A 15,841-nucleotide genomic window follows, 5' to 3' on the forward strand; every position below is an offset into this window, starting at 1 on the left:
GCGTCCCGACCCTAGTGGACCGGGGCGGAGTGGTGCTGGTGGGTGGTCCCGGTCCGGGCCTTCTTGCGGTGCTCGTAGACGACGGCGGCCACGACGATGAGGAACCCGACCACCATGAGGGTCACGGTCAGCGGGATCTCGGTCATCGGGAGGATCTCGCGCTCCTCGGTCTGCCACGGCCACAGGGCGCGCAGCGAACCGGCCATGAGGCCGGTCAGGACGACGAGGGTGATGTGGTGGAAGTTCTCCAGGAGGAACTGGAGGAGCTTCACGAACAGGGACAGGCCGGTGATCGCGCCCAGGGCGAAGGCGCCGATGTAGACGAGGTCGAGGCCGGCCACCGCGTCCTTGGTGGGTACGTACAGGCCGACGGTGACCAGGATGAACGAACCCGACACCCCGGGCAGGACGAGGGCGCAGACGGCCACGGAGGCGACGAGGAAGACGACCGCCGGGTGGACGGGCAGGTTCGCGCCGGGCAGCCCCGTCAGTGAGAAGGCCACGGCGGCGAAGACCAGAGCGACGAGGTAGTGCCAGGCCTTCCAGGGCTTGCCCGAGCCGGAGTAGGGAACCCACAGGGAGGCGAGCACCAGTCCGAAGAAGACGGCGTGGGCGTACTGGGTGTGCTCCTCGACCAGCGGCGCGATGAGGAGCAGGGCCAGGATGAGCGCGACGGGCATGCCGACGAGCGCCGGGACGAGTACGCTCCAGTTCACGAGGCGGAACTGCTCCTGGGCGCGTTCCTTGCCCCGGCCGCGCGGGACGTCGGTGACGTAGCGCTTGATACCGCTGACCATGTGGCCGGCGCCGCCGATCAGGTCGTCGTACAGGCCGACGATGAGCGCGACCGTGCCGCCGCTGATCCCGGGCAGGGCCTCTGAGGTGCCCACGGCCCCGCCGCGCACCGCGTTGAAGATGAAGGAGCCTACTGACTTGGCCATCTGAGTTGTGGGGCGCGGGCCCGGAAACTCCGGGAGGGGGCGCGCCGTCCTCCGTCCTAGTGGTGTCACCGTACCCACCCTCGACCGGGTGACGGTGGCGTGAAGGGATTGTCTCGCGGGGTCCTGGACCCGACCGTCGCCCGGTCCGACGTGCTGATCCCCTGGGAAGGTCCACCGAGTGGTCCGGAACCGGGTGTGGGGCGATTCGGGGCGGCCGGGCGTGGTCAGTCTAGCGGCGCGGGTGGCTGTGCAGAGCGCCCGCGATAGGCCTGAAACCAGGTTTCGGCTGCCTGCACAGTCATTGTCTTGGTAGCCGAAATATGGGGCGTCGTCACGCGGTGGTGCGGACCACCGCGCCCCGCGGTGCTGAGGCACGCGGAAACTCCCACGGGAGTCGGTCTCCTCGGCGGTCTCCGTGGCCGTGGCATCGGTGCGGCGGGGGTCAGAAAGCGGCGTGTTCCGGCGCCGCCCCGGCGGATCCCGCCGTTCCCGTGTCCTTTCGCGCGACCGAGGCCGCCCACCGGTAGTCCTGCTTGCCCACCGCCGTCCGGCGGACCCTGTCCACGACGTGCACGCTGCGCGGGACCTTGAACCCGGCCAGGCGCCCCCGGCAGTGCGCGCGCAGCTGGGAGGCACCGAGTTCGGCTCCGGGGGCCAGGGAGACCAGTGCAGTCACCCGCTGGCCGAGCCGTTCGTCCGGAGCGGGGACGACGATCGCGTCCTCCACCAGCGGATGCGCCTTGAGGACCGCCTCCACCTCCTCCGGGTAGACCTTCTCCCCGGCGGTGTTGATGACGACACTGCCCCGGCCCAGCAGCATGACCGAACCGTCCCGTCCCCGGGTCCCGTAGTCGCCCGACAGGGCCCAGCGCCGACCGTCGGCGTCGACGGGGAAGGTCCGCGCGGTCGCGATCGGGTCGTTGTAGTAGCCCAGGGGGATCCGGCCGGTGCGCGCGATGCGGCCGACCCGGGTCGACCCCGGCACCAGGGGGCGCAGGGAGTCGTCCAGCACCGCGATGCTGCCCCCCATGGTGAAGCTGCGGCCGTCACCGTCCCCCTCGCGCTTCTGGCCCTCGGGCGCGGTCGCCGACCCGCACACGCCCGTCTCCGACCCGCCGTAGGCGTCGGCCAGGGCGATGTCCTCGCGCCAGGCCTGCCACAGGGCCCGGACCGCGGGGGTGAGCGGCGTCCCGCCGGAGCGCACGGAGGTCAGTTCGGGGCACAGCCCGGGCTCGGTGAGCAGGTGCCGGGCGAGCGGGCGCGCCATCGCGTCCCCGACCAGCTGGACCACGTGCGCGCCCTCGCGGTGCGCCAACTCCAGGACCCGGTCCGGGTGGAAGCTGCGGTCGGTCGAGAGCACCACGCGTTTGCCGCACAGCATCATGCTCAGGGCGTTCCACTGCCCGGCCGCGTGCATCAGCGGTCCGAGGACCAGCATCCGCTGGGGGAAGCACCGCGCGGCGCGTTCGGCGACGTCCTCAGGGGTCCGGGCGCGCGGCTCACCCGGGGCGCGCCGCTCCAGGGCCGCGCGGAAGATGTCGGCCTGCCGCCACAGCACCCCCTTCGGGTATCCGGTCGTGCCGCCCGTGTAGAGGAGGTAGTGGTCGTCCCCGGAGGTGGCGGGCAGGAGTGCCGTGTCCGGGGAGGCGGCGGCGAGGGCCCGCTCGTAGTCGGTCCCGTCGAGGTCGGCGTCGCGCGCACCGCCGTCCTCGATCAGGACGACGTGGCGCAGGCGCGGCAGGTCGGGGCGGACCGCGGTCACCTTGGCGGCCAGGGAGTCCTCCGCGATCAGCGCGACCGCGTGGGAGTCCGACAGCACGTGCCGCAGCTCGCCCGCGACGTAGCGGTAGTTCACGTTGACGGGAACGGCGCCCGCGCGCAGCACCCCGATGAAGGACTCCACCCACTCGGCCCGGTTGAACGCCAGGATCGCCACGTGTTCACCGGGGCGCACACCTGCTCCGACCAGGTGCGCCGCCAACCGGACGGAGCGGTCGTGCAGGGTTCGGTAGGTGAGGCGGCGGGGGCCGGCGACGAGTGCGACGCGGTCGGGGACGGCCTCGGTCACGGCGGTGAGGAGGCGGGGGAGGGAGAAGGGGGCGTCGGGGGACGCTGGGGTGGGCACGCCGGACCTCCCTGGAACGGGTCTCGGGCCGACCTCGGCCGGGCGTCACACGACGCCCCGACCTCCGCGGCGGGGTGGCTGATGAGCCGACCGTACCCCGCTGGGCGGGGGCCGATCGCGGTCGGGGCTGTGGAGCGCGTCACCTGGGTACTCCTCGCAGGTCACGCCTCGTGTCGAGACCCCCGCTCACCGGGCTCGCGGCGCGGCGCGCGACCGGGTTTCGGGCGCTGGGGCGCAACTGTGATCTGCCTTACCTCTTGTGTGCTCACCGGATCATCTGCTCAACTCTTGGGGACCTCCGCCGCCGGGCTCTACCGGGCCCGTTGGTGGGTATCTACTGTCTGACATCGGTCAATGGTGATCGGAGCGGCTAGATGAGTAACACCCGCAACCTGGGTCAGCAGGACTCCGTCGGAAACCCCGACGGACAGGCACTCTCCAGTGAGGAACACATCGAGCTCGCGCGGACACGGTCCGCGCACAACTACTCACCCCTGCCCGTCGTGATCGCCGAGGGCCGGGGAGCCTGGGTGACCGACGTGGAGGGACGCCGGTACCTGGACTGTCTGGCCGGGTACTCGGCCATGAACTTCGGGCACCACAACCCCGACCTTCTCGCGACGGCGCACCGGCAGCTGGACCGGGTGACACTCACCAGCCGGGCCTTCTACAACGACCAGTTCGGACCCTGGGTCAGCGCTCTTGCCGACATGGTCGGCAAAGAGCGGGTCCTGCCGATGAACACCGGCGCCGAGGCGGTGGAGACCGGTATCAAGGTGGCCCGCAAGTGGGCCTACGAGGTCAAGGGCGTACCGGAGAACAAGGCGACCATCGTCGTGGCGGGCGCCAACTTCCACGGGCGCACCACCACGATCATCTCCTTCTCCTCCGATCCCGAGGCCAAGACGGGCTTCGGGCCGTACACGCCGGGCTTCCGGTCGGTGCCGTACGGGGACGCGCAGGCGATCGAGGACGCGATCGACGAGACCACCGCGGCGGTGCTGATCGAGCCGGTGCAGGGCGAGGCGGGCGTGATCGTTCCCCCGCAGGACTACCTGCCCCGCGTTCGGGAGATCTGCGACCGCGACCGGGTGCTGTTCATCGCCGACGAGGTCCAGGCGGGCCTGGGCAGGACCGGGACCATCCGGGCGTGCGAGCACAGCGGGGTGGTGCCCGACGCCTACCTGTTCGGCAAGGCGCTGGGCGGCGGCATCCTGCCGGTGTCGGCCATGGTCGCCGACGAGGACGTGCTCGGTGTCATCCAGCCCGGTCAGCACGGGAGCACGTTCGGCGGCAACCCGCTCGCGGGGGCCGTGGGGCGCACGGTGGTCACGATGCTGACCGAGGGGCCGTACCTGGAGAACGCGCGGAGGCTGGGTGAGGTGCTCGCCCGGAGGCTGAAGGAGTTCGTGGGCGACGGCGTGGTCTCGGCCCGCAGTATCGGCCTGTGGGCGGGTGTGGACGTCGACCCCGCGCTGGGCACCGGCAAGGAACTGTGCCAGCGCCTGGCCGAGCACGGTGTGCTGGTCAAGGACACCCACGGCTCGACGGTGCGGATGTCCCCGCCGTTGGTGATCAGCGAGGAGGACCTCAACTGGGGGCTGGACCGGTTCGGTGAGGTGCTCGCCGAGCTCAAGGCGGGCAGGTAGCGCCGCGGAGGTCCGTGTCCGTCTCGGACCTCCGCTTCGCCGGTCGCCGGGCGTGTCCGCGGAAGACGCCTGGGCCCGTTTCCCGGAACGGTCACTCGAGGGGGTCGTCGTTCGGGTGCCGGCGGGGTGCTTATGGATGGGGCTGCGCCGTCAGGCGTCCGTTGAGGGCGGTGGAGGGCGACGGGCGGGCGAGGCGAGCCGTGTGGCGAGGAACGAGCGGTGGGCGCGGCCAGAGGAAGAACCGCGCCGCCAGGCGTCCGTCGAGGGTGGTGGAGGGCGACGGGCGGGCAGGCGCCCCTGCCTCTCGGGCGCCCGAACACGGTCCGAAGCGAAGCGGAGGACCCGAAGAACACCGACTAGTCGTCGGCGGCCGGGGCCCCGGTCTCCTCCCCGTCACCGTCACCCCCGGGGGACGGCGCGTCGGAGGCCGAGGCCCCGGGGCGGTCGTAGGGGCCGCCGAGCTCGGCGGCGAGCAGATCCTCGTTGACGTTGTCCAGGGTCTCCTGAGCCACGTACAGCGCCCGTTCCGGGCCCTCCTCGATCTGGAGTCGCACGCGTTCGGCGATGGACAGCTGCCCCTGGGCGGTGGGGTGGAAACTCGCGCGATCCACCCGCACCCCCTCGCCGAGACGGCCGAGGACGATGCCGTTCAGCCACGCGTTCTCCGCGCTGACCTCGAACCCCGTCAGCGCGGAGAAGACGTTGACGTACTCGACACTGCCCACGTCCCGGCCACCGTAGATCTGGCCGTCGACCCGGTAGACGACGTCGCGGATGCGGTCGTTGAACCGCTCTCCCACCGAGTTCAGCCAGGTCTGGTCGCTCGTGGTCAGTGTGTAGTACATGCTCGGCGGCTCCTCCGGGAACAGCCGCGGATAGCCGAGGACGAGGATCCTGGCATCGGGGGCGCGGTCGCGGACCTCGCCCAGGATCTCGGTCAGGGTCTCCTCGAACCGGTCCATCCGTTCGAGGATCTCGTCCTCCTGGGCGGTGCACACCCCGCTCTCCAGGAGCGGCATGCGTACGATGCAGGTGCGCAGGACGGGGATGAACCCCAGGTCGTTGCCGCCGATGCCGACGGTGACCAGGGACGTGTGCTCGGTGACCCGTTCGAGCTGCGACTCCGGGGTGCCGATCTCGGCGAGCATGTCCGCCCCCTTGTGGCTGCTGCACGCGTAGAAGGCGAGTGCCCCGGTGAAGGAGAACTCCTCCGCGATCACCCGTGGGTAGGCGTGCTCGGAGCGCCAGCAGCCGCCGGGCTCGGCGGTGGACGGATCGTAGTCGCCCGCGCCGTCGCCCGAGGAGTAGGAGTCGCCCAGAGCCACGTAGTTGCCCCACAGGGCGGCCTCACGCGGCTCCAGTCGCACGCGCCAGTCGACCTCCTCGTCCTCGGTGATCGGTGGCAGCTCCTCGGTGGGGCAGACACCTCCCGTGGCCTCGCACCAGAGTTGGAGGAGTCCGCTCCGGCTGGCGGGCACGACCAGGGTGACCACCAGAGTCACGACCAGGACGGCGGCGGTGATGAGGACGACGCGGGCGCGTCTTTGGCGTCTGGTGCCGCGCGGCCGGGGCTCGTCATCGCCCGGACCGGTCCTCTCGGCCTGGGCGGCCCGACCGTCCGCGCCGGACCCCCCGACGTCCTCGGTGGGTTCGTCCGGTTCGGCGGGTGAGGCGGTCGTCTCGCCGTCGGGTTCGCGGTGCTCGGGGGTTGATGGGTGGTCACCACGGGCTGGCACTGCCGCTTCCGCCTCCCACGTCCGAACGGGTCCTGTGCAAGCGTCAGACTACCGTTCCCACGGTGGTCGGCCTGTGTCGGCCAATCCACGTGAAACCGGGGCAGTCCGGTGATCTGGTTTGTTGGCGGTGCGGACCCCGTCCTTCGGGGCGGGGAGAGCCGTTGCACCCCACGATGTCGTCTACGTGTCGCTGTTGTGCGAGGACGGCGAGCACACCCCCGCCGAGCACGCGGCGCCGGACTCGGCCGTGGGTGTGGACCGGGGGGTTGCGGTCGCGGCGGCCACCAGCGACGGGGACCTGTTCGACCGCACGTTCCGGACCCCGAAGGAGCACGAGCGCGAACGCCGCCTGCGGCGCAAACTCTCGCGTCAGCGCAAAGGTTCGAACAACCGGGCCAGGACCAGGGCGGCGCTGTCCAGGCTCACCGGGCGGGTGCGTGCCCGGCGTGCGGACTTCGCGGCCCGGACCGCGCACACGCTGTGCGCCAAGAACGCGGTCGTGGTGTTGGAGAGGCTCAACACCACGAACATGACCGCTTCGGCTCGGGGGACCGCCGATGCACCGGGCCGCAATGTTCGACAGAAGGCGGGGTTGAACCGGGCGATCCTGGCCCAGGGGTGGCAGGGCTTCAAGCTCGCCTGTCAGAACGCGGCCCGACGCACGGGGACCCGTGTGATCGAGGTCGATCCCGCGTACACGTCGCAGACCTGTCACCCGTGCGGGGAGGTGGACCCGAGGTCTCGTGAGAGCCAAGCGAGCTTCCGGTGCACCTCGTGCGGGCACACGGCTCACGCGGACGTGAACGCGGCCCAGAACACGCTTTCGCGCGGATGGACTAGCTCCTTATCGGGGTGAACCGTGCCAGCCTGCGGAGACCTCTGGGGTGCCATGTCGGTGAAGCAGGAACCAGCGCGCGCCGCGAGGCGCGCAGCGCCGCCGGGCCGCGGGGCCCGGTCGGAATCCTCCTCGTTCACGAGGAGGAGGAAGTCAACCTCAGGATGCTCCCGAGGTTCGGGGAACGGCACGGACCGTCCACCTGGGTACGGTCGGGTCGTGTCACCCCGTGGGGACATGTCCCCTGGCGGTGGACGGGAAAAGACCTACGAACCGGGGCGGTTCGCCGCGATCACGTCCACGACGTACCGGACCTGAGCCTCGGTGAGCGTCGCCCGCGCGGTGAGCCGCAGGCGCGACCGGCCGTCCGGGACCGACGGCGGACGGAAGCACCCGACCCGCACACCCGCCTCCAGACACGCGCCCCGCCAGGCCACCGCCTCCTCCGGAGAGGAGGCCACGACCGACACCACCGCCGCGTCCGGGGTGCTGACCTCCATCCCCCGCGCGCGCAACCCGTCGGCGAGGCCCAGCGCGCGTGCGCGTACCGCGTCGGCCCGTTCGGGCTCATCGCGCAGCACCCGCAGGGCCGCCAGCGCCGCCCCCGCCGCGGCGGGGGCGAGGCCGGTGTCGAAGACGAACGTACGGGCCGTCTCCACCAGGTGCCGTATCACCCGGCGCGGTCCCAGCACCGCGCCGCCCTGGGAACCGAGGGACTTGGACAGCGTCACGGACACCACGACGTCCTCCGCCCCGCACAGCCCGGACAGGGCCGCGGCGCCCCGGCCACCCGGACCGACGACGCCGAGCCCGTGCGCGTCGTCGAGTAGCAGGGCGGCACCGTGCGCGCGGGCCGTCCGGGCCAGGGCGGGGATGTCGGTGAGGTCGCCGTCGACCGAGAAGACGGTGTCGCTGAGGATCAGGGAGCGGTCCCGGGCACCGGCGAGCGCGCCCGCCGCGCTGTCGGGGTCGGCGTGGTCGAAGAGGGCGACCCGTGCCCCGGAGCCCTTGGCCAGACGAGTGGCGTCGATGAGGGAGGCGTGGTTGTAGCGGTCGCTCGCGACGAGCGGAGCGGTGTCGCCCTCGGGATCGGGTGCGGCCAACGCGGTGACCATGGCGAGGTTGGCCGCGTAGCCGGAGGAGAAGACGAGCGCGGCCTCGGCGCCGTAGAAACCGGCGAGCTCGCGCTCCAGTTCCCCGTGGAGCTCGGTGTCCCCGGTGACCAGGCGTGACCCGCCCGCCCCGGCCCCCCACACATGGGCGGCCTCGGCAGCGGCCCCCACCACCTCCGGATGCAGCATCAGTCCGAGGTAGTCGTTGCCCGCCAGGTCGAGACGGTCGTCGCGGGCGGTCCGGGGCACGGTGCGCCGGGTCAGACCCGCCTTCGCCCTGCGTCGTGCCGCGCCGTCCAGCCAGGCGAAGGGGGTGTCCGTCCGCTGGTCACCGCTGGTGCCCGCGGTCCTCGTCGGGCTCGTGGCCCGCAGCGGCCAGGGGCGCGGGGGAGCGGTGACGGTGGCGTTCGCGAGGCGTTCCATACGAGCGGGGGTTCTCCTCTGGTCGAAGCCGGGCGTCCGGGCACCGGGGCGGGAACGGGAAGGGCGCGCCTGGCGCCGTACGTCACGCGGACCGCCTCCACCTGGCGGGACCGACCCAGCGGCGGCCAATCCCGCTGGGTCGGTCCGGTCCATGTGTGCCAGGGAGGCGTCTACGACTCTGCCGTTCTCGGGGGGTGCGCGTCACCCGTGAAAGCCCACAAACTTCCGTGCGGAATCCTGGTAGGACCACACGGGACCCCGCTGGTCCGGTCCGTGAACAATGGGGTGCCGCGACGGTCCGACGCCCACGCCCACACCACCGTGAGGAGGAAGGGGTCCACCCCGGGCCCCGAGAACCACCCATGAGCTCCACCGAGCACACGCCCCCGCGGCGCCCGGTCGATCCCGCGCGGGTCAGTGCCCTCGACGGCGCCCGCCTGTGGCACCCCTACACGACCGTGCCCGCCGCCGAACGGCCGTACGTGGTCACCGACGCCGAGGGCGTGCGCCTCACGCTGTGGTCGCGGGACGGGACCCGCGAGGTGGTCGACGGGATGTCCTCGTGGTGGTCGGCCATCCACGGCTACCGCCACCCCCGGTTGGACGCGGCCGCGCGCGACCAGTTGGCGGCGTTCAGCCACGTGATGTTCGGCGGACTCACGCACGCCCCGGCGGCCGAGCTCGGCGACGCCCTGGTGCGGATCACGCCTGAGGCGCTGGACCACGTGTTCCTGGCCGACTCGGGGTCGGTGTCGGTGGAGGTCGCGATGAAGATGTGCCTCCAGTACCACCGCTCGACGGGATGCCCGGAGCGGCGCCGGTTCCTCACCTGGCGCGGCGGCTACCACGGGGACACGTTCCACGCCATGAGCGCGTGCGACCCCGACGGCGGCATGCACTCCCTGTGGGGGGACGTGCTCCCCGGCCAGGTGTTCGCGCCCGCGCCGCCCGCGGGCTTCGACACCGAACCCGACGCCGGGTACGTGGCCGGGTTCGAGCGGCTCGCGCGCGAGCACGCCGACGAACTCGCCGCGATCATCGTCGAACCCGTGGTCCAGGGCGCGGGCGGGATGCGCTTCCACCACCCGGGGTACCTGAGGGAGCTGCGACGGATCGCCGACGACCTCGGTCTGCTGCTGGTGTTCGACGAGATCGCGACGGGCTTCGGGCGCACCGGCGAGTTGTTCGCCGCCGACCACGCGGGCGTCACCCCCGACGTCATGTGCCTGGGCAAGGCGCTGACCGGCGGCTACATGACGCTCGCGGCGACGCTGTGCACCGCGCGGGTGGCGCGGGGGATCGCGGAGGGCGAGGTGCCGGTGCTCGCGCACGGCCCCACGTTCATGGGCAACCCGCTGGCCTGCGCGACCGCTCTGGCGTCGGTGGAACTCCTGACCCACGGAGACTGGAGGGGCGACGTGGCCCGGGTCGAGGCGGGGCTGCGCGAGGGGCTCGCCCCGGCCGGGCGTCTGCCCGGGGTGCGCGAGGTGCGGGTTCTCGGGGCGATCGGCGTGATCGAACTGGAGGAGCCGGTGCGGATGCGCGAGGCGACGCGGGCGGCGGTGGCGGCCGGGGCGTGGCTGCGGCCGTTCCGCAACCACGTGTACGCCATGCCGCCCTACGTGAGCACGGACGAGGACGTCGCCGTGATCGCGGCGGGGATGGTCGCCGCGGCCGAGGCCTCGCTGGGGGCGCGATGAGCGTCCTGGTGGTGACCGGCACCGGAACCGAGGTCGGCAAGACCGTCGTCACGGCCGCCGTCGCCGCGCTCGCACGGGCCGAGGGCCGGAGGGTGGCGGTGGTCAAGCCCGCCCAGACCGGAGTGGGGCCCGGGGAGGCCGGTGACGTGGACGAGGTGGTGCGTCTGGCTCCGGGGGTGACCGCGGTGGAGGTGGTGCGCTATCCGGAGCCACTGGCCCCGGCGACGGCCTCCGTGCGCTGCGGTGCCGAGCCGCTGGACGTCCGGCGAGTGGCCGGGGCGGTGCGTGAGCTGGAGCGCGACCACGACCTGGTCCTGGTGGAGGGCGCGGGCGGGCTGCTGGTACGGCTGAACCCGCAGGGCCGGACACTGGCCGACGTGGCCGTGGCCCTCTCCGCGCCCGTCCTGGTGGTGGCGCGCCCCGACCTGGGCACGCTGAACGCGACGGCGCTGACCGCCGAGGCGCTGCGTGCTCGAGGCCTGGTCCCGGCCGGGGTGGTGGTGGGCGCGTGGCCCGAGCGCCCCGACCTCGCGACGCGGTGCAACCTCACCGATCTGCCGACCATGGGCGCGGGTGACCTGGTGGGCGCGGTGCCCGAGGGCAGCGGGCGGTCGGCCGCGCGGGAGTTCGCGGAGGTGGCCCGGCGGAGTCTGGCCCCGGCCCTGGGCGGGGTCTGGGACGCGGGCCGTGCCCGGAACGGTGGATAGGGGTGGCTCTCGTGCCGGGGCGTCGCGCGCGGCCGGGCCCGATCTCCGGGAACCTCAACCCGAGGCCCTGGTCTTGATGAGCGGCGCGTCCCGCGTCAGCTCCCGGAACCCGAGGCCGCGGTACAGTCCGCGCGCCTGGGGGTGCCCCGGCGCGCCCAGGCAGGCGACCGTGGCGTGCGTGGCCCCCGCCGCCCGCGCCAGACGCATCCCGTGCAGCAGCATCGCCCTTCCCAACCCCCGACGCCGGTGGTCCGGATGCGTCCCGACCGGCTCGAACTCAGCGGTCCGGTTCGCTTCGTCGAGCCACATGATCGTCGAGGACGCCATCGTCGCGTCCGGTGCCTCCACCAGGATGTGCAGGTCGCCGCGGTACCCGGCGGTCCGTCGGACGCCCTGGTAGCCCTCGGCCGTGTACGTGGAGGGGGTCCAGGCGTCCAGGTGGGCCTGGACCGCGGCCTGCGGCCCGGCCTCGTCGGCGGTGCGGAAACGGAACCCGGCCGGCAGGACCGGCTCCTCCACGTCGGTGAGGTCCCGCTCATTGAACTGGGTCCAGGACCCGGTGTCGCCGAGCGAGGCCGGGTCGGTCACGTAGCCGCGCGCGGCCCACCGCCGCAGAGCGAACCCGTCGGCGGCGCTCGGCACCACCGTACGTTCGAGGTCCGCCGCCGTGGCCTCGTACCAGTCGATCACCTCGTCGACCAGACCGGCGTGGTCGGGATGGACCTGGTACACCAGATCGGCGCCGGTGACGTCTTTCACCGACCCGTCGCTCCGCCGCACCCGTCGCGGAAGACGGGCCCAGCCCCACGCCACCAGATCTCCGCCGGAGAACCACAGTCGACGCGGCCACGCCGCGCCGTCGCTGGCGTGCCCCCTGCCCCAGTTCCAGGCCAGCTCGCCGAACGTCGCGTCGCCGTTCACCAGCTCCGGGCGGGTGGCGGTGACACGCTGCGCCAGACCCTGCATGAGCCGGACGTCCTCGGCGGTCACGAGATCGAAGTTCGCCATGGTGTGCCATGGTGTCGGGGATCCGCGAAGGAGGCGAACCGTTTTTCGGGGGAACTCCGTCTACGGCGGACGGTGGAAACCGGTGGCCGGTCGGCCCGACTCCGGTTACCCTCCGGCCCCATGGCTGACGAGTGCTTCGGACACCCACGGCTCGCCGCGATCTACGATCCCCTCGACCCGGACCGCGGTGACCTGGACGCCTACCTCCGGCTGGCCGAGGAGTCCGCGGCGCGGCGCGTGCTGGACATCGGGTGCGGGACGGGCGTGTTCGCGCTCCTCCTGGCCGATCGCGGGATCGAGGTCGTCGGCGTCGATCCCGCCCGGGCCTTCCTCGACGTCGCTCGGGCCAAGCCGGGCGCCGAGCGGGTGCGGTGGATCCACGGTGACGCGTCCGCGCTCCCGCCGCTGCGGGTCGACCTGGTGACGATGACGGCCAACGTCGCCCAAGCCGTCGTCGACGCGGAGGCGTGGCGGATGACCCTGCGGGGCGCCCACGAGGCGCTGTCGCCCGGCGGGCTGCTGGTGTTCGAGACGCGGGATCCGGCCAGGCGGGCGTGGGAGGGATGGACCCGCGAGGCCACCCACCGGGTGACGGCGGTCCCCGGCGCCGGCGCGGTCGAGAGCTGGATCGAGGTGACCGACGTGCGGCTGCCGCTGGTGACGTTCCGCTGGACCTACGTGTTCGCCGAGGACGGGCGGACGCTGACGTCGGACTCGACCCTGCGCTTCCGTGAGCGGCGGGAGGTCGAGTCGGACCTGGTCGAGCGGGGCTTCGTGGTGGAGGACGTCCGTGACGCGCCCGACCGGCCGGGGAGGGAGCTGGTCTTCCTGGCCCGGCGCCCGGTCCGGTGACCACCGACGCGGTTCTCTCCGGCCCGATCACCGACAGGTCCGCTGGGGCCGCCCCCGCAGGCGGGTGGAATAGTGGTCGGATGACGACCACCTGGTACCTGGAGATGACCGACCCCTCCCGGCTGAGCCCCGCGCGCGAACCCGAGACCGGACGCGGCGTGCGGTTCACCCGGTGCGGGATCCCCGGCCCCGAGTTCAGTCGCTTCCTCTACGAGCGGGTCGGCGGGGACTGGCAGTGGACCGACCGGCTCGCGTGGTCGGACCAGCGGTGGCGGGAGTGGGTGGAGCGGCCCGGGAGTGAGACCTGGGTCCTGTACGAACACGGAACCCCCGCGGGCTACGCCGAACTCGACGCCCAGCCCGGGGGAACGGTCGAGATCGCCTACTTCGGTCTCATGCCCGGCTTCCTCGGCCGTCGTCTGGGCGGCCACATGCTCACCCTCACGCTGAGCCGTGCCTGGGACCTCGCCGAGCGGTGGCCGGAGCGCGAGCCCACCCGGAGGGTGTGGGTGCACACGTGCAGCCTGGACGGTGAGCACGCGCTCGCCAACTACCGGGCGCGCGGCCTGACCGTCTACCGGGAGACCGCGGAGTAGGGGACGCGCCTCCCGGACCGCCCGGGTCGGGTTCCCGTCAGGCCGGGCGGGGGACCGGGGAGCGCAGGGTGAAGGCGTACCCGCCGGGGCCGTGCTCGCGCAGGTGGGCGGCGCGCCGTTCGGCCTCGTCGACCGTTACCTCGGCTGTCCCCTCCGCCGCCCACCACAGGGTGCGCTCCACGGTCGGGAACGCCCCGGTCGCCGCGCGGAAGGCCAGGATGTCCGGGTGCGCGGCGTGCACGAGGTCGCGCAGGTCGGTCGGGGAGCGCCACAGTGCCACCGTCCGGCGACGGTTCCCCTCGTCGTGGAAGTGGACCTCTCCGACGTGGCCCGGGGCGCTTCGGGCCCGTTCCCTGATCGCCTCGGCCAGCGTGTCCAGGGCCCGGTGGTCACCGGTGTCCGTGGCCAGGGTGAGCGCCTCCACCAGTACCGGACCGCGGACCGGGAGTGCCGGGGTCGGCCCGGCGGTGGGGCGCTGTGCGGGGAGAGGGTGGTGCGTGGCGTGCGCGGACCGGTCGAGCTGCTGCGGGATCAGAGACTGCATCGGGGCTCCCAATACTCAGTGGACTGCAATCAAAAGGTCCATTTTGGCCCTGGTGGACTGATGGAATCTGATGCCAGTATCGGAGCGAGGCGGCACGGCCAACAGATCCAATGGAGCGGAAAATGGACTCTTCTCGTCAGGCGGCCACGCTCGTGGACCGCCTCGGAGCCTGGGCGACCGCGAGCGGTCCGCTCTACCGGCGGCTCACGGACGCGCTGCGCGGGCTCGTCACCGAGGGCACGCTCGTGGCGGGGGAACGGCTCCCCTCCGAACGGGCACTCGCCTCGGCACTGCGGATCAGCCGTACCACGGTGGTCTCGGCCTACGACGCCCTGCGGGCGGAGGGCGTCCTGGACAGCAGGCAGGGCAGCGGTACCAGGGTCAGCTCCAGGATCGGCCCCGTGCCCTCCGACGGCTGGGCTCCCGGCAGCGTCGCCAACCCGATGTACCAGAACCTCCTCCGGGACACCCCGCGCGTCATCTCCGTCGCGTGCCTGCGCACCCCAGCGCTGGAGACCGTGGAGGAGGCCGTCCGCGAGGTGGTCGACCGCGACCTTCCCGCGCTCATGGCCGAGGACACCTACCATCCGCGCGGGCTCCCCGTACTGCGGCAGGCCCTCGCCGACCGCTACACCGACCAGGGCCTGCCGACCACGCCCGACCAGATCGTGGTCACCACGGGAGCCCACCAGGCCGTGGCCCTGGTCGCACAGCTCTACCTTCGCGAGGGGTCACCCGTGGTCGCCGAGGACCCCGGGTTCGCGGGCTGCTTGGACCTCATGCGCGACCGGGGCGCCCGCCTCCTCCCGGTCCGCGTCGACGACCGAGGCATCGACCCGATCGGCGTGCGCCGCGCCATCGCCGAGCACTCCCCGCACCTGATCTACGTCATGCCCGCCTACCACAACCCGACCGGCACGCTCATGTCCGCGGCCCGCCGCCGCGAACTGGGGGAGCTGGCGGCCCAGTACGGCGTCCCCGTCCTGGAGGACAGCGCCTACACCGGTATCCGGGCGCCGGACGAGCCCCCGCCGCTCGCCGCGTTCGCCCCGCGTGGGGCCGAGGTCATCACGGTCGACTCGCTCAGCAAGGTCGGATGGGCGGGTCTTCGTCTGGGGTGGCTGCGGGCCCCCTCCGAGATCGCCCTGCGGCTCAGCCGCCGCAAGGTCCTCGCCGACCTCGGCAGTCCGCTGCTGGAACAGGCGGTCGCCGTGCGCCTGCTGCCACGGTACGACCGGCTCGCCGCCGAACGCTCCGCGCAGCTCGCCCGGGCGCTGGATCACATGGAGGGGCTGCTGCGCGAGTCCATGCCCACGTGGGCGTGGCGGCGGCCCGCCGGGGGAGCGGCCCTGTGGGTGCGCCTGCCCGGGGTCAACGCCCGTGAGTTCGCCCAGGTCGCACTCTCCCACGACGTCGAACTCGTCCCCGGTCACATGATGTCCGCCGGCGGTGAGGACCGCTTCTCCGAGTACTTCCGCCTGCCCTTCGCCTACGACGAGGCCACCAGCGAGGAGCTGGTCTGGCGGCTCGGCCGGGCCTGGCGGGAACTCGACCGCCACGGGCCCGTGGTCGATGACCCGGTCCGCCTCGTGGTCTGAGACGCCCGGGAACGG

13 protein-coding genes are annotated in these 15,841 nt (G+C 72.8%); 7 read left to right on the plus strand and 6 right to left on the minus strand.

Going from position 1 to position 15,841, the window contains the following annotated elements; all coding sequences use genetic code 11:
• Positions 1 to 11: 11 nt before the first annotated feature.
• Both KIK06_RS01645 and KIK06_RS01650 read right to left on the minus strand, forming a co-directional pair.
• Positions 12 to 941, minus strand: coding sequence for a DUF368 domain-containing protein (locus tag KIK06_RS01645; RefSeq protein ID WP_268641628.1), 930 nt, complete (start codon positions 939 to 941; stop codon positions 12 to 14).
• Positions 942 to 1,383: 442 nt separating this feature from the next.
• Positions 1,384 to 3,066, minus strand: coding sequence for an acyl-CoA synthetase (locus KIK06_RS01650; RefSeq protein WP_268641629.1), 1,683 nt, complete (start codon positions 3,064 to 3,066; stop codon positions 1,384 to 1,386).
• 374 nt (positions 3,067 to 3,440) lie between these two features.
• On the opposite strand from KIK06_RS01650, the gene rocD reads away from it, so the two are divergent.
• On the plus strand, positions 3,441 to 4,715 hold the full coding sequence (rocD, locus tag KIK06_RS01655; RefSeq protein WP_017598788.1) for an ornithine--oxo-acid transaminase: 1,275 nt from the start codon (positions 3,441 to 3,443) through the stop codon (positions 4,713 to 4,715).
• Positions 4,716 to 5,071: 356 nt separating this feature from the next.
• On the opposite strand, the gene KIK06_RS01660 is transcribed toward rocD, so the two are convergent.
• Complete coding sequence (locus KIK06_RS01660; RefSeq protein WP_268641630.1) at positions 5,072 to 6,451, minus strand: SGNH/GDSL hydrolase family protein; 1,380 nt, start codon at positions 6,449 to 6,451, stop codon at positions 5,072 to 5,074.
• A 127-nt stretch (positions 6,452 to 6,578) separates the two neighbouring features.
• Here KIK06_RS01660 and KIK06_RS01665 point away from each other — a divergent pair, with 127 nt between their 5' ends.
• Positions 6,579 to 7,307, plus strand: a complete 729-nt coding sequence (locus KIK06_RS01665) for an RNA-guided endonuclease InsQ/TnpB family protein (protein ID WP_268641631.1) — start codon at positions 6,579 to 6,581, stop codon at positions 7,305 to 7,307.
• A gap of 245 nt (positions 7,308 to 7,552) precedes the next feature.
• On the opposite strand, the gene KIK06_RS01670 is transcribed toward KIK06_RS01665, so the two are convergent.
• Positions 7,553 to 8,821 (minus strand): 8-amino-7-oxononanoate synthase, encoded by a 1,269-nt coding sequence (locus tag KIK06_RS01670; RefSeq protein ID WP_017598786.1) that lies wholly within the window; start codon positions 8,819 to 8,821, stop codon positions 7,553 to 7,555.
• A 362-nt stretch (positions 8,822 to 9,183) separates the two neighbouring features.
• Here KIK06_RS01670 and KIK06_RS01675 point away from each other — a divergent pair, with 362 nt between their 5' ends.
• Positions 9,184 to 10,521, plus strand: a complete 1,338-nt coding sequence (locus tag KIK06_RS01675) for an adenosylmethionine--8-amino-7-oxononanoate transaminase (RefSeq protein WP_017598785.1) — start codon at positions 9,184 to 9,186, stop codon at positions 10,519 to 10,521.
• Positions 10,518 to 11,228, plus strand: a complete 711-nt coding sequence (gene bioD / locus KIK06_RS01680) for a dethiobiotin synthase (RefSeq protein WP_017598784.1) — start codon at positions 10,518 to 10,520, stop codon at positions 11,226 to 11,228. The genes KIK06_RS01675 and bioD overlap by 4 nt, the downstream gene beginning before the upstream one ends.
• Positions 11,229 to 11,282: 54 nt before the next feature.
• Here the strand turns inward: bioD and KIK06_RS01685 are convergent, their stop codons facing one another.
• Positions 11,283 to 12,236: a GNAT family N-acetyltransferase gene (locus KIK06_RS01685; protein WP_268641632.1), complete on the minus strand. Its 954-nt coding sequence runs from the start codon at positions 12,234 to 12,236 to the stop codon at positions 11,283 to 11,285.
• A 120-nt stretch (positions 12,237 to 12,356) separates the two neighbouring features.
• Between KIK06_RS01685 and KIK06_RS01690 the strand changes: the two genes are divergently transcribed.
• Both KIK06_RS01690 and KIK06_RS01695 read left to right on the plus strand, forming a co-directional pair.
• Positions 12,357 to 13,088, plus strand: a complete 732-nt coding sequence (locus KIK06_RS01690; protein ID WP_268641633.1) for a class I SAM-dependent methyltransferase — start codon at positions 12,357 to 12,359, stop codon at positions 13,086 to 13,088.
• An 80-nt stretch (positions 13,089 to 13,168) separates the two neighbouring features.
• Positions 13,169 to 13,684: a GNAT family N-acetyltransferase gene (locus tag KIK06_RS01695; RefSeq protein WP_017598781.1), complete on the plus strand. Its 516-nt coding sequence runs from the start codon at positions 13,169 to 13,171 to the stop codon at positions 13,682 to 13,684.
• 37 nt (positions 13,685 to 13,721) lie between these two features.
• Here KIK06_RS01695 and KIK06_RS01700 read toward each other — a convergent pair whose 3' ends face one another.
• Positions 13,722 to 14,228, minus strand: a complete 507-nt coding sequence (locus KIK06_RS01700) for a DUF3291 domain-containing protein (RefSeq protein WP_017598780.1) — start codon at positions 14,226 to 14,228, stop codon at positions 13,722 to 13,724.
• Positions 14,229 to 14,350: 122 nt separating this feature from the next.
• Here KIK06_RS01700 and yczR point away from each other — a divergent pair, with 122 nt between their 5' ends.
• Positions 14,351 to 15,826: an aminotransferase-like domain-containing protein gene (gene yczR / locus KIK06_RS01705; protein WP_268641635.1), complete on the plus strand. Its 1,476-nt coding sequence runs from the start codon at positions 14,351 to 14,353 to the stop codon at positions 15,824 to 15,826.
• The last annotated feature ends 15 nt before the right edge of the window (positions 15,827 to 15,841 follow it).

Origin of the sequence: Nocardiopsis sp. EMB25 (genome assembly GCF_026797795.1) — a bacterium.
GTDB lineage: Bacteria > Actinomycetota > Actinomycetes > Streptosporangiales > Streptosporangiaceae > Nocardiopsis > Nocardiopsis lucentensis.